A 23,341-nucleotide genomic window follows, 5' to 3' on the forward strand; every position below is an offset into this window, starting at 1 on the left:
GGAGCGTGGGGGCCTGGTCCGCCGCCGGGCCGCCCCAAGGCGGACCGCACCCCTCGGGGGGCAGCGACCCACRCGAAGTGGGGGAGCGTGGGGGCCTGGTCCGCCGCCGGGCCGCCCCAAGGCGGACCGCACCCCTCGGGGGGCAGCGACCCACGCGAAGTGGGGGAGCGTGGGGGCCTGGTCCGCCGCCGGGCCGCCCCAAGGCGGACCGCACCCCCTCGGGGGGCAGCGACCCACACGAAGTGGGGGAGCGTGGGGGCCTAGAATCCGCCGCCATGGCAAGCAAGGAACCAGGCAGTTACGGCGAATCCTCGATTCGCGTCCTCAAGGGCCTCGAGCCCGTCAAGCAGCGGCCGGGGATGTACACCCGCACCGACAACCCGCTGCACATCATTCAGGAAGTGCTCGACAACGCGGCCGACGAGGCGCTCGCGGGCTATGGCAAGAAGATCAAGGTCGTGCTCCACGCCGACGGCTCGGTCAGCGTCGAGGACGACGGCCGCGGCATTCCGTTCGGGCTGCATCCGGAAGAAAAGGCGCCGGTGGTCGAGCTGGTGTTCACCCGGCTGCACGCGGGCGGCAAGTTCGACAAGGGATCGGGCGGCGCCTACAGCTTCTCGGGCGGCCTGCACGGCGTCGGCGTGTCGGTGACCAACGCCCTGTCGACCCGGCTCGAAGTGACCTCGTACCGCGAAGGCTCGGTGGCGCAGCTCGCGTTCTCGGCCGGCGACGTCGTCGAGCAGCTCAAGGTCCGGCCCCAGGAGAGCGCCGCGGCCTCGAACGGCGAGGGCGCGCGCGACCGCCGCCAGGGCACCACGGTGCGCGCCTGGCCCGATCCGAAGTATTTCGAATCCGCCGCGCTGCCGATCAACGAACTCACCCACCTGCTGCGCAGCAAGGCGGTGCTGATGCCGGGCGTCACGGTCACGCTGGTGGTCGAGAAGACCAAGGAGACCCAGACCTGGCTCTACAAGGGCGGCCTGCGTGACTACCTCATGCAGACGCTCAACGGCGATCCGGTGATCCCGCTGTTCGAAGGCGCGGGCCATGCCGACAAGAACGCCGACAACTTCGCCGAAGGCGAGGGCGCCGACTGGTGCGTGGCCTTCACGGAGGACGGCCAGCCGGTGCGCGAGAGCTATGTCAACCTGATCCCGACCAGTGCCGGCGGCACCCACGAAAGCGGATTGCGCGACGGCCTGTTCAATGCGGTCAAGAGCTTCATCGAGCTGCATTCGCTGCTGCCCAAGGGCGTCAAGCTGCTGCCCGAGGACGTGTTCGCGCGGGCCTCGTACGTGCTGTCGGCCAAGGTGCTCGACCCGCAGTTCCAGGGCCAGATCAAGGAGCGACTCAACTCGCGCGACGCGGTGCGGCTGGTGTCGAGCTTCGTGCGCCCGGCGCTCGAGCTGTGGCTGAACCAGCACGTCGACTACGGGCGCAAGCTGGCCGAACTGGCCATCAAGGCCGCGCAGACGCGGCAGAAGGCCGGCCAGAAGGTCGAGAAGCGCAAGGGCTCCGGCGTCGCCGTGCTGCCCGGCAAGCTGACCGACTGCGAAAGCAAGGACACGGCGCACAACGAGGTCTTCCTGGTCGAGGGCGACTCGGCCGGTGGCAGCGCCAAGATGGGCCGCGACAAGGAGAGCCAAGYCATCCTGCCGCTGCGCGGCAAGGTGCTGAACACCTGGGAGGTCGAACGCGACCGGCTCTTCGCCAACACCGAGATCCACGACATCTCGGTGGCGGTCGGCGTCGATCCGCACGGACCCAACGACACGCCCGACATGTCGGGCCTGCGCTACGGCAAGGTCTGCATCCTCAGCGATGCGGACGTCGACGGCTCGCACATCCAGGTGCTCCTGCTGACGCTGTTCTTCCGCCATTTCCCCAAGCTGATCGAGGCCGGCCACGTGTATGTGGCGAAGCCGCCGCTGTTCCGGGTCGATGCGCCGGCGCGCGGCAAGAAGCCGGCCTCCAAGGTCTACGCGCTCGACGAGGGCGAACTCACGGCGATCCTCGACAAGCTGCGCAAGGACGGCGTGCGCGAAGGCGCCTGGAGCATCAGCCGCTTCAAGGGCCTGGGCGAGATGAACGCCGAGCAGCTGTGGGAAACCACGCTCAACCCCGATACGCGGCGGCTGCTGCAGGTGCGGCTCGGGCGCTTCGACACCCAGGGCACCGAGGGCGAGATCACCAAGCTCATGGGCAAGGGCGAGGCGGCGGCGCGGCGTGAACTGATGGAGCTGCGCGCGGACGACGTGGAAGTTGACATCTAGCGAAGCGTCCTGCAGTACAACCTGAAATGACGGATCCAAGCCCGGTCGGCGTGGACTATAGCGGCATCCACGGCGACATCGTTGCGCTGCTGGAAATGGCCCGGCGCGCCGCGGCCCGCAGCGTCAATGCGTTGATGACGGCGACGTACTGGGAGATCGGCCGGTGCATCATCGAGTTCGAACAGGGCGGGCAGGATCGGGCGGCCTACGGGCAGTTCCTGCTCAAGCGCTTGTCAGCCGATCTGTCTTCGCGTTTCGGCAGAGGCTTCTCGGAGCGGAACCTCGAGCAGATGCGGCTGTTCTACCTCGCGTGGCCTGCTTCGCACATTTCGCAGACAGCGTCTGCGAAATCCGATCTGGCGGCGCTTGCTCTGGTGTTTCCGCTGCCTTGGTCTGCGTACGTTCGCTTGCTTTCGGTCAAGAACGAGCAGGCTCGCGCCTTTTACGAGACCGAATCCCTGCGCAGCGGTTGGAGCGTGCGTCAGCTCGATCGACAGATCGGCAGTCAGTTCTACGAACGTGCCGCGCTGTCGCGCGACAAGGCGGTCATGCTTCGGCAAGGCGAGGTTGCCGAGCCTGGGGACCTCATGACGCCTGAGCAGGCCATCAAGGACCCGTTCGTTCTGGAGTTTCTGAATCTCAAGGACGAATATTCCGAGTCCGATCTCGAAGATGGGTTGACCAGGCATCTGGCCGACTTCTTGCTGGAATTGGGCGATGACTTCGCTTTCGTCGGCCGCCAACGCCGGCTGCGCATCGACGACAGCTGGTTTCGCATCGATCTGTTGTTCTTTCACCGCCGGCTCAGGTGCCTGCTGGTGATCGACCTCAAAGTCGGCAAGTTCAGCTATGCCGATGCCGGGCAGATGCATCTCTATCTCAACTATGCGCGCGCGCATTGGATGAAGCCTGGCGAAAACCCACCCGTGGGGCTGATTCTTTGCGCAGAAAAGGGCACGGCCGAGGCACATTACGCGCTGGACGGACTGCCGAACAAGGTTCTGGCGGCGGAATACCTGACGGTGCTGCCGAATGAGCAATTGTTGGCGGATGAGTTGGCCCGCACGCGTCGCGAATTGGACGCGCGGCGCAAGGATCACCGATGACGGAAGGTTTCGCTGCGCGATGGGGCAGACCCATCGCTGATCGGTTGACGGCCCTCGAGAAAACAATTTGTGACGCAGTGCCCGCTCATGGCAGCCCTGGTCGAAGTCATAGTGCGCGATGGTGATCTCGTTGAGACTTCCCGGACTGCTTCTGAGCCCGATGTCGGCGTTCGTATTGGCGCTGGGGTTGGCCGCGCAACCGGCTTGCGCCGCCGACATCTACGGCTACATCGACGAGAAGGGCGGCGCCCACTTCGCGGCCGAGAAGCTCGACGAGCGCTACCAGCTGTTCTTTCGCGGCGGCCAGAGCTTCGACACGGCGAATGGCCTGGCGCCGCTGCGCCGTGGGGGCGCCGCCGACGGCAAGGCGCCGCGCGCCTCGCAGGCCCTGGTGGCGCTGGTCGAGGCTTCGCCGGGCTACAAGGTGGCGAAGTCGGCGCTGCGCGATGCCTCGCGCAAGCACGACATCGACTACGAACTGCTGCAGGCCCTGATCGCGACCGAATCCGGCTTCGATGCGCAGGCGGTGTCGCCCAAGGGCGCGCTCGGCCTGATGCAGGTGATGCCAGCGACCGCCCAGCGCTACGGCGTGGCGGCGGACAAGCGGGCGTCGATCGAAACCAAGCTCTTCGATCCGCGCGTCAACATCGCCACCGGATCGCGCTACCTGCGCGACCTGATCGCGATGTTCCCGGGCCGGATCGAACTCGCGCTGGCGGCCTACAACGCCGGCGAGGGCGCCGTGCAGCGTGCCGGCAACAAGATTCCCAACTACCGCGAAACCCAGAACTACGTGACGACCGTGCTGCAGCTCTACGCGTACCTGAAGCCCTCGGCGGCCTTGGGGCGCGGCGGCAGGTCGGCCGGCCGCATCCACATGGAACTGGCGGTGCCCAAGGGCGGCGCCCTCGGACGTGGCAACATGCCGTCCGACCGGTCGCGCATGCCTCAGATGCCGGAATTGCCCGACCTGCCGCCGCCGGCGGCCGTTGAACCCGGCGCCCCGGTGGCGCCCTGAACCTCGAAAACTTCTTCTTTTCGCTTCTTTTTCTCCCATGGATTCCCAACCTTCGCTCGATCTGCAGAGCCCCGAAGACGATGGCGCGCTGACGCTGGCCGACTATGCCCAGACCGCCTATCTCGAATACGCGCTGAGCGTGGTCAAGGGCCGCGCCTTGCCGGATGTCAGCGATGGCCAGAAGCCGGTGCAGCGGCGCATCCTCTATTCGATGTCGCGCATGGGGCTCGGCTTCGGCGGCGCCAACGGCACCGTCGGCGCCAAGCCGGTGAAGAGTGCGCGCGTGGTCGGCGACGTGCTCGGCCGCTTCCATCCGCACAGCGACCAGGCCGCCTACGACGCGCTGGTGCGCATGGCGCAGGATTTCTCGCAGCGCTACCCGCTGGTCGACGGCCAGGGCAACTTCGGCAGCCGCGACGGCGACGGCGCCGCGGCGATGCGCTACACCGAGGCGCGGCTGGCCCGCATCACCAGCCTGCTGCTCGACGAGATCGACGAAGGCACGGTCGACTTCATCCCGAACTACGACGGCTCGACCGAGGAGCCGCGGCTGTTGCCGGCCAGGCTGCCGTTCACTTTGCTGAACGGCGCCAGCGGCATCGCGGTCGGCCTGGCGACCGAGATCCCGAGCCACAACCTGCGCGAGGTCGCCGACGCCTGCGTGGCGCTGATCAAGGCCAACGGCAAGCTGACCGACGAGGAGCTGTTCGCCCTGGTGCCGGGGCCGGACTATCCGGGCGGCGCGCAGATCATCAGCAGCGCGGCCGACATCGCCGACGCCTACCGCACGGGGCGGGGCTCGCTCAAGGTGCGGGCCCGCTGGAAGATCGAAGAACTGGCGCGCGGGCAATGGCAGCTGGTGGTCAACGAGCTGCCGCCGGGCGTCAGCTCGCAGAAGGTGCTCGAAGAGATCGAGGAACTCACCAACCCCAAGATCCGCGCCGGCAAGAAGGCGCTGTCGGCCGAACAGACGCAATTGAAGGCCGCGGTGCTGTCGCTGCTCGACGTGGTGCGCGACGAGTCGAGCAAGGACGCGCCGGTGCGGCTGGTGTTCGAACCCAAGACCTCGCGCATCAGCCAGGACGAGTTCACGACGATGCTGCTGTCGCAGACCTCGCTGGAGAGTTCGTCGTCGATCAACCTGACGATGGTCGGCATCGACGGCAAGCCGACCCAGAAGTCGCTGCGCCAGATGCTCAACGAGTGGATCGCCTTCCGCGAGATCACGGTCGAGAAGCGTTCACGGCATCGGCTGGGCAAGGTGCAGGACCGCATCCACATCCTCGAGGGGCGGCAGCTGGTGCTGCTCAACATCGACGAGGTGATCGCGATCATCCGCGCGGCGGAGGACCCGAAGGCGGCGTTGATCGCGCGCTTCAACCTGAGCGACCGGCAGGCCGAGGACATCCTCGAGATCCGGCTGCGCCAGCTGGCGCGGCTGGAGGCGATCAAGATCGAGCAGGAGCTCAAGGGCCTGCGCGAGGAACAGAAGAAGCTCGAGGACATCCTCGCCAGCCCGGCGGCGCTGCGCCGCCTGCTGGTGAAGGAGATCGAGGCCGACGCCAAGAGCTTCGAGGATGCGCGCCGCACCCTGATCCAGGCCGAGAAGCGCGCCGTGGCCGAGGTGCGCGTGGTCGACGAGCCGGTGACCGTGATCGTCTCGCAGAAGGGCTGGGTCCGCACGCAGAAGGGCTGGGCCAGCGAGCGCGCCGCCGGTGCCGCGGCGCCGGAGTACAGCTTCAAGTCGGGCGATGCGCTGTACGGTGCCTTCGAATGCCGCTCGGTCGACACGCTGCTGGTCTTCGGCACCGCCAAGGACAAGGGCGTGCGGGTCTACAGCGTGCCGGTGGCATCGCTGCCGGGCGGGCGCGGCGACGGACAGCCGGTGACGACCCTGATCGACCTCGACAGCGGCACGCACGTGGCGCACTACTTCGCGGGCCCGCTCGGTGCGAGCCTGCTGCTCGCGAACACCGGCGGCTATGGCTTCATCGCGGCGGTCGAGAACATGGTCTCGCGCCAGCGCGGCGGCAAGGCCTTCATCGACGTCGGCGAGGGCGAGCAACTGTGCCGGCCTTCGCTGGTCGGCGGGGCCGGCGGCGCCGAGCCGATGCCGGCGGCGACTCACGTGGCCTGCGCCTCGACCGGCGGCCGCATCCTGACTTTCGAGATCGGCGAACTCAAGGCGCTGCCGAAGGGCGGGCGCGGACTGACATTGATCGACCTCGAGGCCAAGGACACGCTCGCCGGTGCCGCGGCCTACACGCGCAGCGTGAAGATCGAGGGCATCGGCCGCGGCGGCAAGGAGCGCGAGGAGACGCTGGAGATCCGCACGCTCAACAACGCCCGCGGCGCCCGTGCGCGCAAGGGCAAGGCGGCCGACCTCGGGTTCAAGCCCTCGGCCGTCGTGCGCGTGCTGTAGCGGAGCCGCGGATGGAAATCGGAATCATCGGGCTGGTGATCGCGCTGCTCAGCGGCCTGGCGAGCTTCGCCCTGGGGCGCTGGCTGTCGAAGCGGCGGCGCCAGAAGAAGGCCGACCAGGCGCGCGCGGCGGCCGAGGCCGGGCAGAGCCGGCAGGTGCGGCGGGCGCGAGAGCGGCAGCAGAAGCGCTGAGGCTCGACAGGCGCTGCTACTTCAACCCCGCCCACCAGCGCACGTTGGTGCGCGGACGGCCGATCGTCAGCACCTCGCCGATCACCGGCGTGGCGAGCGTGATGCTTCGCGCCTGCGCCAGGTCGGCGATGCGGTCCAGCGGATCGTGCCAGGTGTGGAACGCGAGGTCGAAGGTGCTGTTGTGGACCGAGAACAGGACCTTGCCGCGCAGGTCCTCGAAGGCCTGCACGCTCTGTTCGGGCGTCATGTGGACCGCCGGCCAGTAGGCGTCGTAGGCGCCGTTCTCCATCATCGCCAGGTCGAAGCCGCCGAAGCGCTCGCCGATCTCGCGAAAGCCCTTGAAATAACCCGAGTCGCCGCTGTAGAAGATGCGCTGGCCGCCGCTCTGGATCACCCACGACGCCCACAGCGTCCGGTCGCGGTCGTTCAGCGTGCGGCCGGAGAAATGCTGTGCCGGGGTCGCGGTGAGCTCGACGCCGTCGAACTGCGCCTGCTGCCACCAGTCGAGCTCGGTGACCCGCTCGGCCGGCACGCCGAGCTCGACCAGCCGCGCCTTGACGCCCAGCGGCACGAAGTAGCGCTGCACCCGCTGCGCCAGGTAGCCGATGGTGGCGGTGTCGAGGTGGTCGTAGTGGTCGTGCGACAGGATCAGCCCGGCGATCGGCGGCAACTGTTCGAGCGCGATCGGCGGTGGGTGGAAGCGGCGCGGGCCGAGCCACTGGAAGGGCGAAGCCCGTTCGCTGAACACCGGATCGATCAGCCAGTACCGGCCCTGCAGCTTGAGCAGGTGCGACGAGTGGCCCAGGCGCACCAGGTGGTTGGCCTGCGGATCGAGCGCCGAGAGCTGGGCGCCGTCGAGTGCCTGCACCGGGATCGGGTCGGTCGGCACGGTGCCGGTCTTGGCTTCGAGGAGGAAGCGCGACCAGATCTTCCAGCTGCCGGCGGAGGGCAGGGCGTCCGGGTTCGGCGGGTTGCTGAAACCGCAGTCCTTGAACTGGGGCGAAGCGGCGTAGGGGCTCTCGCAGGCTTGGACGCGGCTCGCGCAGCCGGCGAGCAGCGTCCAAGCCGCCAGTGCCAGGGCGGCAGTCGCGGCACGGGAGAGCGCAGTGGTCATGGGAGGGATTTCCGGAAAAAGGGGCAGGCCGGGGCGCCGCGAGCTTAACCAATGCGGCGCCCTCGTGCCGTTCCCGGGGCTCCGGCATAGGCCGTTCGAGCCATTGATACCCCGCCGCAGGCGTGAAATATTGCATTGAACGACGAGGAGCCGAATGGACGAGACCATCCAGAAGCTGGTCGCCGAGCGTCGACGCGCCCTGCATGGCGCCGACGATGGCCGACGGCCCTGGGGCCTGGCACTGTCGGGTGGCGGCATCCGCAGCGCCACCTTCTGCCTGGGCCTGCTGAAGGCGCTGGCGGTGCGGCGGCAACTGCTCAAGTTCGACCTGATGTCGACCGTCTCGGGTGGCGGCTACATCGGCGCTGCGCTCGGGCGGCTGTGCACCAACGCGAAGTCGGCGGACGAGGTGCGCGCGATCGAGAGCGCGCTCGGCGACGTCGACCGCGCCCGCTTCGGCTGGTGGCTGCGCGCCAACGGCCGCTACCTGATCCCGGGCGGCATGCGCGACACCCTGTTCGCGACCGCGCTGTACCTGCGCAACCTCCTGGCCACCCACATCGAACTGGCGATCGCCGCCAGCCTCATCGGCATGGTGCTGGCGGCCACCAACCTGCTGCTCTGGGATGCAGTGTTCCGTGCGGTCGACCTCAACAGCGTGCCGCCCGACGCGGTGGTGCGAAGCACCCAGATCGATGCCGCGCAGTTCATGCGCCTGGCCGTCGAGTGGGCCACGCTGTGGCCGACGCTGTGGTTCACGCTGGTCGGGCCCTTCCTCGCCTCGGTGGTGCTGGCCTGCGCCTACTGGTCGGTGCACGACAAGCCATCGACCTCGTCGATGCTGCTGCAGGTCGCGATGTGGCTGGCGCTCGGCATCGGGGCCGCCTTCGTCGCGCCCGAACTGATGCTGCGCTTCAGCGGGCCGCCGTGGCTGGCGCCCAGCTTCGAGGCCTTCGCGGCCTGCTGGGTGATCGCGCTGCTGTGGGTGCTGTACCGAAGCAGGCGGCGGTCGCCGGCCGAATTGCGCAACGAGCTGACCGACCGGCTGGCCTCGGTGCTCAACACCGCGCTGCTGATCGTCATGCTGGGCCTGCTCGACCGCAGCGCCTGGTGGCTGGCCGCCGAGGGCCAGCAGCAGCGGGTCTCCTATGGCGCGGTGCTGCTGGTGGCGGCCGCGGCGCTGCGCGGCGTGCTGCCGATGCTGCTGTCGCACCGGCAGGAACTGCCCGGCATCGGCAAGACCGTGATGCTGACCCTGGCCAGCCTGCTCGGGCTGGTGCTGGCCTTCTGCCTCGCGGCCTGGTGGATCGGCGTGGTCTATGCGGCGGTGCTGCTGCCGGTCTTCACGCCGGCCGGGCTGGACTTCATGCGCGGCTGGGCCTGGCTCGGCACCATCGCCGTGATCATCGGTGTCTACGCGCTGGCGACCGGGCGCAACTTCGCCTTTCTCAATGCGTCGTCGCTGCACATGTTCTACAAGGCGCGGATCGTGCGCGGCTACCTCGGGGCCGCCAATGCGCGGCGGCTCGGCGCGCAGCCGACCGACAAGGTGTCGGGCCTGGAGCCGCCGCAGGTGCCGGTGGGCGAGGTCGACCCGCACGACGACATCTCGCAATTGCGCTACGCGCCGCACGCCCATGGCGGTCCGGTGCACCTGGCGAACGTCTGCATCAACCAGACGCACGACACCAAGGAAAGGCTCTTCAACCGCGACCGCAAGAGCCAGCCGCTGACCATCGGCCCTCTGGGCTGGATGCAGGCCGGCGGCGCGCCCTGGGCGCAGGCGCATGGCGACGGTGCGCTGACGCTCGGCGGCTGGATGGCGATCTCGGGCGCGGCCTTCGCCCCGGGGCTGGGCCGCCTGACCAAGCGCGGCATCTCGGCGCTGTCGCTGTTCGCGGGCCTGCGGCTGGGCTACTGGTGGAACAGCGCCGGGGCCGGGATCGTCCAGCACGGCGCGGTGGTGCATGCGAGCCCGCTTCTCATGAAGACCCGCTTCCTGCTGCTCGAATGCTTCGGCGCCTTTCCGGGCAGCAGTTCGGCCAACTGGTACTTGAGCGACGGCGGCCATTTCGAGAACACCGGCGCCTACGCGCTGCTGCGGCAGGAGGCGGCCTTGATCGTGATCGCCGACTGCGGCGCCGATCCGGACTACCGCTTCTGCGATCTCGAGGTCCTGATCCGGCGCGCCCGCATCGACCTCAACGCAGAGATCACTTTCATGAAGCCGCGCCCGGATGCCGAATGGACGCACCTGGGCGCCTTCGGCTCGCTCAACGACCTGGCCTCGCCGACCAGCCAGGCCTGCCTGGCGCTGGCGCAGGTGCGCTACGCGAGCGGCCAGACCGGGCAGATCGTGCTGGTCAAGCCCAATGTGTCGGCCTCGCTGCCGGTCGACCTGGTCAACTTCAAGGCCGCGAACCCCTTGTTCCCGCAGCAGCCGACCACCGACCAGTTCTTCGACGAGGCGCAGTGGGAGAGCTACTTCCGGCTCGGCTCGGAGATCGGCTTCCGGCTCGACGAGGAGATGCTCGAGCACGTGGCGCAGGGTGCGCCTGGCCTGTTCATGCTCGACGACGGCCAGCCGGATTCGAGCGCCCGCGGCGTCAAGCCGGGCGACAAGGACAGCGCCGCGGCGGCCGCCGTGGGCTCGATGAGCCGGCTGCAGGCGCGGGTGCTGAAGGCCGGTGCGGTGACGGCATCGATCGGCATCGGCACCGCCGCCACCTTCGGCGTCGCCGCCTGGCAGGGCATCGACAGCTGGCGCGCCCAGCGCGCCGACCAGGAGAAGTCCGAGAACAGCGCCTTCAAGGACCTCACCGAGCGCTGGGCCCGCCTGCACGGCGGCGGCGGGGGCGGCGATGCGCCGGCCCTGCTGGCGGCCGAACTGCTGCGCACCGGGGACTTGCTGTGCCGCGAGGGCAGCGACAACTTCATGGCCAAGTTCCGGCTCTCGGTGCGGATGGTGGACGATGCCAAGCAGGCCTGCGCGGGCGAGGCTGCGGGCCAGCGCTCGCCGGCGTGCGCGCGACTGCTCGATCCCGGCAACGGCATCGACTGCCTGCAGCCGGCGCAGGCTCCGCCGTGCGCGCCGCGTTACTGGGCCCGCGACTACAGCGGCCAGACCGGCTCCAAGCAGAACTGCAGCGGCACCTTGCCGCAGCCCTTCCAGCTTGCCGTCTGGCTGCGCGACCGCGTTGCCGGATTCGGGGCCGGCGACCGGGTCGCGAGCGCGCCGCCGCCGACCGCCGCGCCGTCGCCCGACGACACCCGCGGGCCGGCCACGCCGATCGCGGCCGATGCCTGCGAGGGCACGGTGGTCTACATCCTGACCTATGGCACCGGCCTGCGCGACAAGGCGCGCGCCTGGCGCGGCCCGTGGCGCGAACTGGGCGCCTCGGTGCCGCCGATCGAGGACGTGCTGAGCACCTCGCGGCGCGCCGGCCGGGCGCCGCCGGTGGGGCATCCGGTGCCGACCGTCGTCATCCGCGACGAGTCCGCGCGTGCCTGCGCTGAAGCCCTGACCGAGACCGCCGAGTCGCCGACCGGCCAGCCCTGGGCGATCCGGCTGCTGCCGCGCCCGGGCCTGACGGATCCGGCGGCGATCGAAGTCTGGCTGCCGCGGGTCAGGGATGGGGTGGCGAGTACGTCCTAGTCGGAGCCGGGGCGCCAGACCCGCGCCAGCACGCCGAACTTGTCGCGCAGCGTATTGCGCTCGTCGGACAGCGCATCGATGAAGTCCGACAGCCGCTTCGACTTGACCATGGTGTAGACCGTGAGCCAGGTGGTGAATCCGAAGACGATGCCGAACCACAGCAGCTTGCGCCACAACGGCGCATCGGCTTCCGCCAGCAGGTTCATGCCGAGGAAGCCGGTCGTGATGGTGCCGATCAGGCCGAACAGCGTGACCACCGTCAACCGCACCACCGTGTTGGCCTGCCGGCGCAGGCTGTCGGCCTCGAGGTAGGTGTTCATGTCGGCGATGCGCTCCTTGACCTCGTCGTAGAGCGGATCGAGCCCGAGGTGGGTGGTGCACAGTTGGAACAGTGCGCGCACTTGCGCCTGCTCCGAGATCTCGTGGAACCAGTAGCGGTGCGTGAAACGCAGGAAGCCCTCGAAGCTGGCGCGGATCGCGCGCTTGAAGCGCTTGACGCTGGCGACGTCGTTGACGTCCAGCATGCGCAAGGCTTCGACCAGGCGGTCCGAGTACATCAGCAGCGCCGCCTTCTGGAAATGCGCGATCACGAACAGCAGGAAGTGCTGGTGGCGGAACTGCGCCAGCACGCCGCGGTCGCGGCAGCAGAAGTAGTCGGCACGGGCGTCGCCGACGACGATCAGGGCGCGGCCGTTGCACAGGTAGCGGGTGCGCGGCGCGGCGCCGGCATCGACCCAGAAGCGGTCGTAGCAATAGCGCTGCTCGAAGTCCTGCACCAGCTCGTCGGCATAGGGCAGCGGTCCGCCGCCGGTGGTGGCCGGCTCGGCGGCGCCGGTCACCAGCGCCAGCCGGATGAAGTCGTTGCGCGACAGCTGCCGCGGATCGTCGAGTGCCAGATAGGCCATCACGGGCATGCGGTAGTACTCGATCTGGCGAAAGCGCAGCGCGCCGGCTTCTTCCGAATGGTCGCTGACCAGCGGCCGCATGAGCCAGGCCCAGTGCGCGGCCAGGCGCGGCGCGCGGTGCTCGGCCACGTGCGACAGGAAGGCCTCGCGCTGCTGCGCGTCCGACGCCGCCAGCACGCTGCCGTCGGCCGCCAGCCACTCGACGCTGCTCATGCAGTGCAGCGCGTGGCCCTGCGCGTCCCAGCCGCCGGGGTAGGCGCGGCCGAAGCGATAGAGCACCTCGTGCGCCTGCGCGAGGCTCAGCCGGTCGGCGCCGACCTCGACGTTGAGCATCACGACATCGACATCGAAGAAGAAGTAGAGGTCGACATGCACCACCTCGAGGGTGATCGGCGGCGTGCCGGGACGCGCCACCACGCGCACCGCCGCCACGTCGCTGCGGCGGAACACGCGCATCGGCGAATCGCCGCCGTTGGCGCCGCCGGCCGCGCGGCCCTTGCGGCCATCGCCGTAGAGGAAGCGCTGCACGTAGGGCAGGAAGCTCACGAACTCGTTGTAGTGGCGCTCGTGGAAGCGGTCGCTGGCGCCGGTGTATTCGTCGATTTCCTCGCGCCAGGGCGAGGCGTCGCCCAGGTCCCGCAGCACCTGCCACGGGCCGCGCTGCGCATGGCGCGGCTGATGGGTCGGCATCAGTCGCAGCGGCCAGAGAAGGGTTTGACGCAGGTGCTGCACGTCAGGTGCTGCAACTGCGCCGGAAAGCTCCGCTTCGGCGTCCGCCAATTCGGTGATAGGCATGGCGCCAGTGTAGGCATCGCCGCGACCTAGGGGAATCCCTAGGATGGTGCTGAAACCGGTTTCAAATATACTTCGCTGCCCCCCGATGAAGTCTTTCGACTGCGGGGATGCACCAACCCGAACCCGCCTTCGAATCGACGCCCCCCGTGAACTACCAATTCCAGTTCGATGCCGTCTTCGCCGCCTGGCCCCTGCTGCTGAAAGGCACCTGGATCACGATCCAGCTGTCGCTGGTGGCGACGCTGCTGGGCCTGGTGGTGGCGGTCTTCTGCGCCTGGGGCAAGACCTCCGGGCCGGCCTGGCTGCGCTTCGTCGTCAATGCCTACATCGAGGTCATCCGCAACACGCCGTTCCTGGTGCAGCTGTTCTTCTTTTTCTTCGCCCTGCCGGCCATCGGGCTGCGCTGGTCGCCCTACACCGCGGCGCTGACCGCGATGGTGGTGAACCTCGGCGCCTACGCGGCCGAGATCGTGCGGGCCGGCATCGAGTCGATCCCCAAGGGCCAGATCGAGGCCGGCCGGGCGCTCAACCTCAAGCCCTGGGAGATCTTCCGCTTCGTGATCATCAAGCCGGCGCTGAAGGCGATCTACCCGGCGCTCACGAGCCAGTTCATCCTGCTGATGCTGAGCTCGGCCGTGGTGTCGGTCATCTCGGCCGACGACCTGACCTCGGTGGCGGCCAACCTGCAGTCGCAGACCTTCCGCAGCTTCGAGATCTACATCGTGGTTGCCTGTATCTACCTGGCGCTGTCGCTGGCGTTCTCGGCGCTGTTCAAGCTGATCTACCGGCGCACCCTCAACTATCCGGACCGGCGCTAAGGACAGGCCCCAACCATGCGTACCTTCGGCTTCCCCGAATTCCTGTTCATCCTCGAAGCGGCCCAGTGGACGCTGGCGCTGTCGGCGATCGCCTTCGTCGGCGGCGCGGTCCTGGGCCTCGCGATCGCGCTGGCGCGCACCTCCGACAACAAGGCGGCACGCGTGCTGTCGACCGGATTCATCCAGGTGTTCCAGGGCACGCCGCTGCTGCTGCAGCTGTTCCTGATCTTCTTCGGCGCGCCGGTGCTGGGGCTGGAGATCAATCCGTGGATCGCCGCCGGGGTGGCGCTGATCCTCAACAGCGCCGCCTTCCTGGGCGAGATCTGGCGCGGCTGCATCGAGGCGATTCCGCGCGGCCAATGGGAGGCGGCCGAGGCGCTGAACCTCCACTACGGCGCGCGGATGCGTGACGTGGTGCTGCCGCAGGCCTTCAAGATCGCGCTGCCGCCGACCGTGGGCTACCTGGTGCAGATCATCAAGGGCACCTCGCTGGCGGCCATCATCGGCTTCACCGAGATCACGCGGGCCGGCCAGATCATCAACAACGCCACCTTCCAGCCGCTGCATGTGTTCAGCACCGTGGCGGCGCTGTACTTCGTCATCTGCTGGCCGCTGTCGCTGCTGGCCACGCGCATGGAGCGAAAGCGCGCCCGCGCGCTGGCCCGCTGAGTTTTTCCGTTCTTCGATTCCAGTCCTCAACCTAGGAGACCTGACATGATCCGTTCCACCACCCGCCGCGCTGCCCTCGCAGCCCTCGGCCTGGGCGCCGCACTGACCGCCTTCGCGCCCTTCGCCTCGGCCCAAAGCGTGGCCGACATCAAGAAGAAGGGCGAGATCACGATCGGCATGCTGGTCGACTTTCCGCCCTACGGCACCACCGACGCCAAGAACCAGCCCGACGGCTACGACGCCGACGTCGCCAAGCTGCTGGCCAAGGAGTGGGGCGTCAAGGCCAACATCGTGCCGGTCACCGGCCCGAACCGCATCCCCTTCCTGCTGACCAACAAGGTCGACCTGCTGGTCGCCTCGCTGGCGATCACGCCCGAGCGCGCCAAGCAGGTGCAGTTCTCGCAGCCGTACGCGGCGGCGACCATCGTGCTGTACGGCAAGACCGGCACGCCGATCAAGAGCGCGGCCGACCTGAAGGGCCTGCGCGTGGGCGTGGCTCGCGCCAGCACGCAGGACGTGGCCGTGACCAAGGCCGCGCCCGAAGGCACCGAGATCCGCCGCTTCGACGACGACGCCTCGGCCATGCAGGCGCTGATGTCGGGGCAGGTCGACGCCATCGGCGCCTCGACCACGGTCGCCGCGCAGATCGCCAAGCGCGTGCCGCCGAACACCTTCGAGAACAAGTTCAACCTGGTGCAGCAGAACATGGGCATCGCGATGCGCCCGGGCCAGGACGACCTGCTCAAGAACGTCAACGACTTCGTGGCCAAGAACTCGGCCAACGGCGAGCTGAACAAGCTCTACCAGAAGTGGCTGCAGACCGACCTGCCGAAGCTGCAGTAAGCCGGACAACTCCAGGGAACATCCATGACTGACGCAGTCGCGACCGCCGCCGACCCCATCATCCGCATGGACGCGGTGAACAAGTGGTACGGCAGCTTCCAGGTGCTGACCGGCATCGACCTGTCGGTGCGCACCGGCGAGCGCATCGTGATCTGCGGGCCCTCGGGCTCGGGCAAGTCGACCTTGATCCGCTGCATCAACCGGCTCGAGACGGTCCAGCAGGGCAAGATCGTGGTCGACGGCATCGACCTCACGGCCGGCGGCAAGAACGTCGACGCGGTGCGCGCCGAGGTCGGCATGGTGTTCCAGCAGTTCAACCTGTTCCCGCATCTCACGATCCTGCAGAACTGCACGCTGGCGCCGATGCGCTCGCGCGGCATGAGCAAGACCGAGGCCGAAGAGGTGGCGATGAAGTACCTGACGCGGGTGCGCATCCCGGAGCAGGCCCACAAGTACCCAAGCCAGCTCTCGGGCGGCCAGCAGCAGCGGGTGGCGATCGCGCGCGCGCTGTGCATGGCGCCCAAGATCATGCTGTTCGACGAGCCCACTTCGGCGCTCGACCCCGAGATGGTCAAGGAAGTGCTCGACACCATGATCGGCCTGGCCGAAGACGGCATGACCATGCTGTGCGTGACGCACGAGATGGGCTTCGCGCGCAGCGTGGCCGACCGCGTGATCTTCATGGCCGACGGCAAGATCGTCGAGCAGGCGCCGCCGGAAGAATTCTTCGGCAATCCGAAAAACGAGAAGACCCGCCAGTTCCTGGGCCAGATCCTCAGCTCCCATCAAGCGCATTGAAGCGCCCGCCCTCATCGCCATGCCGCCGCCCGTCCTGATTTCCCTTTCCTCCTTCGGCGCCGCAGAGACCGGGCGCCATGGCCAGCTCTGGTGCGCGCAGCTGGCGCGTGCCGCCGGCGCCGACAGCGTCGAGGTGCGCGGCGAACTGCTGCGCGACCCGGCCTCCGAACTGCCCGCGATGGCCGGCCTGGCCTCGGTCTATTCCAGCCCCGAGGGCCTCTGGGCCGAGGGCGGATGGCTCGACAGCGCGGCGCTCGGCCGCGGCATCGCCGCCGCCACGACGCTCGGCGCCCGCCGGCTCAAGATGTCGATCGGCGACTTCGGCCCAGGCTCGCACGGCTCGCTGTGGGGGCTCAAGGTGCAGCTGGCCGAGACCCGGATCGAGCTCGTGATCGAGAACGACCAGACCGTCTCGGCCGGGTCCCTGCCCGCGATGCAGGCCTTCTTCGACGCCGCCGACCGCGCTGGCCTCGAGCTCGGAATGACCTTCGACATGGGCAACTGGCACTGGGTGGGCGAATGCCCGTTGCAGGCGGCCCAGGCCCTGGGCCGGCGGGTGCGCTACGTGCATTGCAAGGGCGCGCAGCGGCTGCCCGCCAAGTGGGTCGCCGTGCCGCTGGCCGATTCGGTGGCGCCCTGGCGCGCCGTGCTGCGGGCGCTGCCGGCCGACGTGCCGCGTGCCATCGAATATCCGCTGATCGGCGACGACCTGCTGGCCGTCACGCGCGACCAGGTCGCCCACATCCGCTCCCTGTGACCACTGCCATGACCCCATCCGCCTTCGATGTCGCGCTGTTCGGCGAAGCCATGCTGCTGCTGGTGGCCGACCGGCCCGGCCCGATCGAAAACGCCACCGCCTTCCACAAGCGCACCGCGGGCGCCGAGACCAATGTCGCGATCGGCCTGTCGCGCCTCGGCCTGAAGGTCGGCTGGGCCAGCCGGCTCGGCACCGACTCGATGGGCCGCGCGCTGCTGGCGACCATGCAGGGCGAGGGCATCGACTGCTCGCACGTGATCTGCGATGCGACGCAGCGCACCGGCTTCCAGTTCAAGGGCCGCGTGACGGACGGCAGCGACCCGCCGGTCGAATACCACCGCAAGGGCTCGGCCGCCAGCCACATGGGGCCGGCCGACGTCGACGAAGCCTGGCTGCGCTCGGCGCGCCACCTGCACGCGACCGGCGTGTTCGCGGCCATCTCCGACACCAGCCTGCAGGCCGCGATCAAGAGCATGGACGTGATGCGCCAGGCCGGCCGCACGATCTCCTTCGACCCCAACCTGCGGCCGACGCTGTGGGCGTCGCCCGAGACCATGCGGCACTGGATCAACGACCTGGCGTCGCGCGCCGACTGGGTGCTGCCCGGCATGGAGGAGGGCCTGTTCCTCACCGGCGAGACGACGCCCGAGGGCGTGGCGCGCTTCTATCGCCAGCTCGGCGCGAAGCTGGTGGTCGTGAAGCTCGGCGCCGAAGGCGCCTACTACGACAGCGACGTGGCCGGCACCGGACGCGTCGACGGCTTCCCGGTCAAGGAGATCGTCGACACCGTGGGCGCCGGCGACGGCTTCGCGGCCGGCGTGGTCAGTGCGTTGCTCGAAGGCCGGACGGTGCCCGAGGCGGTGCGCCGCGGTGCCTGGATCGGCGCCCGCGCGGTGCAGGTGCTCGGCGACACCGAAGGCCTGCCGACGCGCGCCCAACTTGAGGAGACCGGCCTGTGACACGCAAGAACATCCTCGTCTTTCGCGAGTTGCCCGACGATCAACTGGCGCGGCTGCAGGCCGCCCATGAGGTCACGGTCGCCGATCCGCGCTCGCAGCGCGCCGCCTTCGACGCCGCGCTGCCGCTGGCCCATGGCCTGATCGGTTCCAGCTTTCCGGTCGACGATGCGCTGCTGGCGCGCGCGCCGCGGCTCGAAGTCGTGTCCAGCGTCTCGGTCGGCGTCGACAACTACGCACTGGCCTCGCTGCACGCGCGCGGGATCCTGCTGTGCCATACGCCGGGCGTGCTCGACGAGACCGTGGCCGATACCGTGTTCGCGCTCCTGATGGCCACCAGCCGCCGGGTCGTCGAACTCTCCAACCTGGTGCGCGACGGCGCGTGGACGAAGAACATCGGCGAAGACCTGTTCGGCTTCGATGTCCATGGCAAGACGCTGGGCCTGCTGGGCTTCGGCCGCATCGGGCAGGCCATCGCCCGCCGCGCTGCGCTGGGCTTCGGCATGCCCGTGCTGTACCACGCACGCCGGCCGGTCGACCTCGCGGCGCAGGCGCCCGAGCTGCAGGGCCGGGCCGTCCACGCACCGCTCGCCGAACTGCTGGCGGGCGCCGATTTCGTGGTCGCGATGCTGCCGCTTTCGGACAGCACGCGCGGGATGATCGATGCGAGCTTCTTCGCTGCGATGAAACCGGGCGCGGTCTTCATCAACGGCGGGCGGGGTGCCACCGTGCAGGAAGACGCGCTGCTGGCGGCGCTCGATCACGGCACGTTGCGGGCCGCCGGCCTCGATGTCTTCGCGACCGAGCCGCTGCCGGCGGCGTCGCCGCTGCGCACCCATCCGCGCGTGACGCCGCTGCCGCACATCGGCTCGGCGACGCACGAGACCCGGCACGCCATGGCCGAGCTGGCGACCACCAACCTGCTGCAGGCGCTCGCCGGCGAACGCCCCGCGGCGGTCTTCGACACCGCTTCCGCGTGAGCGCCGCCGCCCCAGCGCCGCGGCCGGCGCGCGCCACCATCGCCGACGTGGCCAAGGCGGCCGGCGTCTCGAAGGCCACGGTGTCGCGTTTCCTGAACCACCGCGAGCGGCTGCTGAGCCCCGACATCGCGGCCCGTGTCGAGGCGGCGGTGACCCAGCTGGCCTACACGCCGAGCCCGATGGCGCAGGCCCTGAGCCATGGCCGTTCGCGCCTGATCGGCCTGATCGTGGCCGACATCACCAATCCCTATTCGGTGGCCGTGCTGCGTGGCGCCGAGAAGGCCTGCCAGGATGCCGGCTACCTAGTGATGCTTTTCAACCTCGGCAACGACATCGACCGCGAGCGCGAGGCGATCAATGCGCTGGCTGGCTACCAGGTCGATGGCTTCATCCTCAACACGCTCGGGCGCGGCGCCGGCCTGATCGACGCCGACGCGCTGCACGGCAAGCCGGCGGTGCTGGTCGACCGCCGCCATGCGGGCATGCACACCGATTTCGTCTCGCTGGACAACGCCGCCGCCATGAAGGCGGCCTGCGGCCATCTGGTCGACGGCGGCTATCGCGAGCTGCTCTACATCACCGAGCCGCTGAAAGGCGTGAGCTCGCGGCGCGAGCGGACCGCGGCCTTCGGCGACTGCGTGGCGGCGCACGAGCCGCGCGTGGCCGGCGAGGTGTACGAATCCACGGGTGACGACGGTGATGGCCTCGACGCGGCGCTGCGCGCCCTGCACAAGCGTGCGAAGCGCGGCAGGCGCGCGGCGGTGCTGGCGGGCAACGCGGTCGTGACCCTGCGCGTGGCCGCCGCGATGGCGCGGCTGGGCTTGCGCTTCGGCGAGGACATCGGCTTCGTGGGTTTCGACGATCCCGAATGGGCGCCGCTGATCGGGCCCGGCCTGAGTGCCATCGCGCAGCCGACCGAGGAAATCGGCCGGACGGCGGCGGCCTGCCTGCTGGAGCGGCTGCGAGGGCTGGAGGGGCCGGCGCGGCAGCTGCTGCTGCCGGGGGAACTGGTGGTGCGGGGGTCGTCGGGCGGGGGGTGAGGCCGGGCGACATGCGCATTCGGGCGGGCGCCGCGGCTCGCTCAACCCTCGACCAACGCCAACACCCGCAGCGGACTCCCCGACCCCTCCTGGATTTTCAGCGGCGCCGACACGATCAGTGCCCCGGTCGGCGGCAGTTGGTCGAGGTTCTTCAGGCATTGCAGCCCGTAGCGGTTCGCGCCGTGCATCAGCGTGTGGCAAGGGTAGGCCATCGGCCATCCATGCGACTGTCCCGCGTCGGTGTTGATCGTCTCGACGCCGAAGCCGTGCACCCTGCGTTGGCCGATCAGCCACTCGACCGCCTCCTGCGTCGGCCCCGGCGTGTGGGCGCCGTCCTCGCGCATGTTGACGAAGGCGGCCGGGTCGGCGATGCGCTTGGACCAGTCGGTGCGCAGCAGCACCCAGGCGCCTTCGGGGATGCGGCCGTGGCGCGCTTCCCAGGCCTGCAGGAAGTCCACCGTCAGCAGCCAATCGGCATCCTCTGCCACCTCGGTGCTGGCATCGATCACCACCGCCGGCGCGATGAAGTTGCCGGCGTCGATGGTGTCGACCGTGTTGCCCGGATGGTCCTTGCCGGTCACCCAATGGGCGGGCGCGTCGAAGTGCGTGCCCGTGTGCTCCCCGCAGGTGAAGTTGTTCCAGTACCAGCCGGGACCGGCTTCGTCGTAGCGCGAGATGCGCTCCATCTTGAATGCCGCGACCTGGCCGAATTGCGGCGGCAGCTGCAGCGGCGGGAATTCTTCGCTCAGGGTGTGGGTCAGGTCGATCGTGCGGATCGATCGATCGCGCAAGGCCGCGGCGAGGTGGGTCAGGATGCTCATCGGGGGTTTCCTATCCGTGGGAAAGATTCGTTCGTTCGTTGGTTCGTTCAGGCCCGGCGCCGGGCCGTGACCTCGATCTCGACCTTGGCGCCTTCGACCGCCAGTGCGCTGCACAGGGTCGTGTTGGCGGGCCGGTTGTCGCCCAGGCGGCGCTTGAGCACGCCGCTGACCGCGATCACGTCGGCGCGATCGGGCACGTAGACCCGCACCCGCACCACGTCGGCGAGGCTGGCCTGCGCTTGCGCCAGTGCGCCTTCGATGGTGTCCAGCGCCAGCTCGCATTGCCGCTCGGCCGTGTCCGGGAACTCGCCGCTGGCGAAGTCCTGGCCGACGGTGCCGGAGACGAAGACCCAGTCGCCGTCGACGACGGCGCGAGAGTACCCGGCCAGCTCTTCCCAGCGTGAACCGCTCTGGATGAAAGTGCGTGGGGCGGCGCTCATTGCGCCKTGAACCCCGAATCGCGAATGACCTTGCCCCAGCCGCGCGAGGCATCGACCACCCACTGCTCGACCTCCTTCGAGGGTGCCGCCGTGACCTCGTTGCCCATCTTGGCCAGCTTCTCCTGCAGGTCGGGCTGCGCCAGGACGTTTTTCATCGCGCGGTCGAACTGCTCGACGAATTCGACCGGCAGGCCAACCTCGCCGGCCTGAGCCGGGTCATGACCTCCAACGTGCTGATGCAGCTGCAGGCGCAGGGCGTGATCGAGATGGTCAAGTCGCATTGCGTGATTCGAGAGATGCAGGCGCTGAGGCAGCGGGCCGTGGTCTTGTGATCGAAACCGGGTCGATGGCGGCCCAGTGTAGGAACCGGTCGGGGCGCCGTATGTCAACGGCTTTACAAGCCGCCAACTTTTTCTCTGACCTTTCGATCGTCCAGGCCGTCGTTTCGTCGGCGCGAGGCGCTCCGTCGACGCAATGGCGCCTTCCGCCCGACCGCGAGGCCTCCTAGAGTCGGTTCATCCGATGCCGCAAGGGAGGACCCGATGATCTCGATTCGCAACGTGCTGGTGCTGGGCGCCGGCAAGGTGGGTGGCACGGTGGCCGACATGCTGGCCGACTACCACCGGATTCCGGTCACGCTCGCCGACCGCGACCCGCCGCGACGCGCGCCGGACGACCCGCTGGTCCGGCGCACCGTGCTCGACGTCGAGGACACCGCCACACTGGCGGCCGCATTGGCCGGGCATCAGCTGCTGATCAACGCGCTGCCGTTCCAGCAGGCCGGGCGCGTCGCCGCCGCCGCACGCGCGCTGGGCGCGCACTACCTCGACCTGACCGAGGATGTCGCGGCCACCCGCGTCATCCGTGGCCTGGCCGACGGCGCCGACACCGTGCTGATGCCGCAGTGCGGCCTGGCGCCTGGCGTGATCGGCATGCTGGGCGCGCACCTCGCCGGCCGCTTCGACGATCTGCACGACCTGCACTTGCGCGTCGGTGCGCTCTCGCGCCACGCCACCAACGGCCTGCGCTACAACTTCACCTGGAGCATCGACGGCCTGATCAACGAGTACTGCCATCCGTGCGCGGCCATCGTGCAGGGCCAGCCGGTGTCGGCGCAGCCGCTCGAAGGGTACGAGACCCTGGTGCTCGACGGCGACACCTACGAAGCCTTCAACACCTCGGGCGGGCTCGGCACTTTGTGCGAGACGCTGGCGGGCCGCGTGCGCAACCTCGACTACAAGACGCTGCGCTACCCGGGCCACCGCGATGCGATGGCGCTGCTGCTGCGCGATCTGCGGCTGGCCGAGCGGCGCGACCTGCTGCGGCAGGTGCTGGAACACGCCGTCCCGCACAGCCGGGAAGACGTGGTGATCGTGTTTGCCTCGGCCTCCGGCCTGCGTGCCGGGCGCCTCGAACAGGAGACGCGCATGGCCCGCATCCAGGGTGGCCGCCTGCGCGGCGTGGACCGCACCGCGATCGAGCTCGCCACCGCGGCGGGCGTGGTCGGCGTGTTCGAGCTGCTGCGCACGGGCCGCCTGCCGGCGCGGGGTTTCGTGGGGCAGGAGCAGGCGGCGCTCGAGGACTTCCTGGCCACGCGCGTCGGCAGCTGCTATGCCGCACTCGGCGAACCGGGCAGCTGCGCGGCGCCGGCCAGCCCGCATCGCGGCGCCGCCTTCGCTCATACCTGGCCGCCCCAGCCGCGACGTCGCGCACGCCAGCAGCCACAGCCATGAACGCGAG

The 23,341-nt window shown here is 69.2% G+C and carries 21 protein-coding genes; 16 read left to right on the plus strand and 5 right to left on the minus strand.

The features are described from left to right. Nucleotides 1-275 precede the first annotated feature (275 nt). The 5 genes from AC1DF3_RS28355 to AC1DF3_RS28375 all read left to right on the plus strand — a co-directional run bounded on the left by AC1DF3_RS28355 (nt 276) and on the right by AC1DF3_RS28375 (nt 7,010). Nucleotides 276-2,273, plus strand: coding sequence for a DNA topoisomerase IV subunit B (locus AC1DF3_RS28355; RefSeq protein WP_478141578.1), 1,998 nt, complete (start codon nt 276-278; stop codon nt 2,271-2,273). A 26-nt stretch (nt 2,274-2,299) separates the two neighbouring features. After that, nucleotides 2,300-3,379 carry a PDDEXK nuclease domain-containing protein gene (locus tag AC1DF3_RS28360; protein ID WP_478141579.1) on the plus strand — a complete coding sequence of 360 codons (1,080 nt, stop codon included), beginning with the start codon at nt 2,300-2,302 and terminating at the stop codon, nt 3,377-3,379. Between the two features lie 160 nt (nt 3,380-3,539). After that, nucleotides 3,540-4,397 (plus strand): lytic transglycosylase domain-containing protein, encoded by an 858-nt coding sequence (locus AC1DF3_RS28365; protein ID WP_478141610.1) that lies wholly within the window; start codon nt 3,540-3,542, stop codon nt 4,395-4,397. A gap of 37 nt (nt 4,398-4,434) precedes the next feature. After that, nucleotides 4,435-6,819 carry a DNA topoisomerase IV subunit A gene (gene parC, locus AC1DF3_RS28370; RefSeq protein ID WP_478141580.1) on the plus strand — a complete coding sequence of 795 codons (2,385 nt, stop codon included), beginning with the start codon at nt 4,435-4,437 and terminating at the stop codon, nt 6,817-6,819. Nucleotides 6,820-6,830: 11 nt separating this feature from the next. Further along, on the plus strand, nt 6,831-7,010 hold the full coding sequence (locus AC1DF3_RS28375) for a hypothetical protein (RefSeq protein WP_286524772.1): 180 nt from the start codon (nt 6,831-6,833) through the stop codon (nt 7,008-7,010). A gap of 16 nt (nt 7,011-7,026) precedes the next feature. Here the strand turns inward: AC1DF3_RS28375 and AC1DF3_RS28380 are convergent, their stop codons facing one another. Beyond that, entirely contained in the window at nt 7,027-8,124 is a 1,098-nt protein-coding gene (locus AC1DF3_RS28380) for an MBL fold metallo-hydrolase (RefSeq protein ID WP_478141581.1), read from the minus strand. A 154-nt stretch (nt 8,125-8,278) separates the two neighbouring features. On the opposite strand from AC1DF3_RS28380, the gene AC1DF3_RS28385 reads away from it, so the two are divergent. After that, complete coding sequence (locus tag AC1DF3_RS28385) at nt 8,279-11,779, plus strand: patatin-like phospholipase family protein (protein ID WP_478141582.1); 3,501 nt, start codon at nt 8,279-8,281, stop codon at nt 11,777-11,779. Here AC1DF3_RS28385 and AC1DF3_RS28390 read toward each other — a convergent pair. Beyond that, nucleotides 11,776-13,479, minus strand: coding sequence for a hypothetical protein (locus tag AC1DF3_RS28390; protein WP_478141583.1), 1,704 nt, complete (start codon nt 13,477-13,479; stop codon nt 11,776-11,778). The two genes, AC1DF3_RS28385 and AC1DF3_RS28390, sit on opposite strands and share 4 nt — an antisense overlap. A 146-nt stretch (nt 13,480-13,625) precedes the next feature. Here AC1DF3_RS28390 and AC1DF3_RS28395 point away from each other — a divergent pair, with 146 nt between their 5' ends. Genes AC1DF3_RS28395 through AC1DF3_RS28430 form a run of 8 tightly spaced genes read left to right on the plus strand, consistent with a single transcriptional unit; the run spans nt 13,626 to nt 20,340 of the window. After that, nucleotides 13,626-14,297: an amino acid ABC transporter permease gene (locus tag AC1DF3_RS28395; RefSeq protein ID WP_286532378.1), complete on the plus strand. Its 672-nt coding sequence runs from the start codon at nt 13,626-13,628 to the stop codon at nt 14,295-14,297. A 15-nt stretch (nt 14,298-14,312) separates the two neighbouring features. Beyond that, the gene (locus AC1DF3_RS28400; protein WP_478141584.1) at nt 14,313-14,966 is read left to right on the plus strand and encodes an amino acid ABC transporter permease; all 654 of its coding nucleotides are present in this window, start codon (nt 14,313-14,315) and stop codon (nt 14,964-14,966) included. Between the two features lie 45 nt (nt 14,967-15,011). After that, the gene (locus AC1DF3_RS28405) at nt 15,012-15,809 is read left to right on the plus strand and encodes a transporter substrate-binding domain-containing protein (protein ID WP_286524766.1); all 798 of its coding nucleotides are present in this window, start codon (nt 15,012-15,014) and stop codon (nt 15,807-15,809) included. A 24-nt stretch (nt 15,810-15,833) separates the two neighbouring features. Further along, entirely contained in the window at nt 15,834-16,607 is a 774-nt protein-coding gene (locus tag AC1DF3_RS28410) for an amino acid ABC transporter ATP-binding protein (RefSeq protein ID WP_286532383.1), read from the plus strand. Nucleotides 16,608-16,626: 19 nt separating this feature from the next. After that, complete coding sequence (locus AC1DF3_RS28415; protein WP_478141585.1) at nt 16,627-17,364, plus strand: sugar phosphate isomerase/epimerase family protein; 738 nt, start codon at nt 16,627-16,629, stop codon at nt 17,362-17,364. A gap of 8 nt (nt 17,365-17,372) precedes the next feature. Then, nucleotides 17,373-18,323, plus strand: coding sequence for a sugar kinase (locus tag AC1DF3_RS28420; RefSeq protein WP_478141586.1), 951 nt, complete (start codon nt 17,373-17,375; stop codon nt 18,321-18,323). Then, a complete protein-coding gene (locus AC1DF3_RS28425) occupies nt 18,320-19,300 on the plus strand; it encodes a 2-hydroxyacid dehydrogenase (RefSeq protein ID WP_478141587.1) in 981 nt (326 codons plus the stop codon). The genes AC1DF3_RS28420 and AC1DF3_RS28425 overlap by 4 nt, the downstream gene beginning before the upstream one ends. After that, the gene (locus AC1DF3_RS28430) at nt 19,297-20,340 is read left to right on the plus strand and encodes a LacI family DNA-binding transcriptional regulator (protein WP_286532390.1); all 1,044 of its coding nucleotides are present in this window, start codon (nt 19,297-19,299) and stop codon (nt 20,338-20,340) included. The genes AC1DF3_RS28425 and AC1DF3_RS28430 overlap by 4 nt, the downstream gene beginning before the upstream one ends. A gap of 41 nt (nt 20,341-20,381) precedes the next feature. On the opposite strand, the gene AC1DF3_RS28435 is transcribed toward AC1DF3_RS28430, so the two are convergent. The 3 genes from AC1DF3_RS28435 to AC1DF3_RS28445 are packed head-to-tail and all read right to left on the minus strand — an operon-like array spanning nt 20,382 to nt 21,756. Further along, nucleotides 20,382-21,161 carry a cyclase family protein gene (locus AC1DF3_RS28435; protein WP_286532391.1) on the minus strand — a complete coding sequence of 260 codons (780 nt, stop codon included), beginning with the start codon at nt 21,159-21,161 and terminating at the stop codon, nt 20,382-20,384. A 47-nt stretch (nt 21,162-21,208) separates the two neighbouring features. Further along, nucleotides 21,209-21,601 (minus strand): RidA family protein, encoded by a 393-nt coding sequence (locus tag AC1DF3_RS28440; RefSeq protein WP_478141588.1) that lies wholly within the window; start codon nt 21,599-21,601, stop codon nt 21,209-21,211. Continuing rightward, nucleotides 21,598-21,756, minus strand: a complete 159-nt coding sequence (locus tag AC1DF3_RS28445; protein WP_478141589.1) for a hypothetical protein — start codon at nt 21,754-21,756, stop codon at nt 21,598-21,600. The genes AC1DF3_RS28440 and AC1DF3_RS28445 overlap by 4 nt, the downstream gene beginning before the upstream one ends. Before the next feature lie 63 nt (nt 21,757-21,819). On the opposite strand from AC1DF3_RS28445, the gene AC1DF3_RS28450 reads away from it, so the two are divergent. Together AC1DF3_RS28450 and AC1DF3_RS28455 are read left to right on the plus strand one after the other, a co-directional pair. Beyond that, on the plus strand, nt 21,820-21,933 hold the full coding sequence (locus AC1DF3_RS28450) for a hypothetical protein (RefSeq protein ID WP_353506697.1): 114 nt from the start codon (nt 21,820-21,822) through the stop codon (nt 21,931-21,933). A 210-nt stretch (nt 21,934-22,143) separates the two neighbouring features. Continuing rightward, entirely contained in the window at nt 22,144-23,334 is a 1,191-nt protein-coding gene (locus AC1DF3_RS28455; RefSeq protein WP_478141590.1) for a saccharopine dehydrogenase family protein, read from the plus strand. Nucleotides 23,335-23,341: the final 7 nt, after the last annotated feature.

The organism is Variovorax sp. 10N432, from assembly GCF_056394465.1.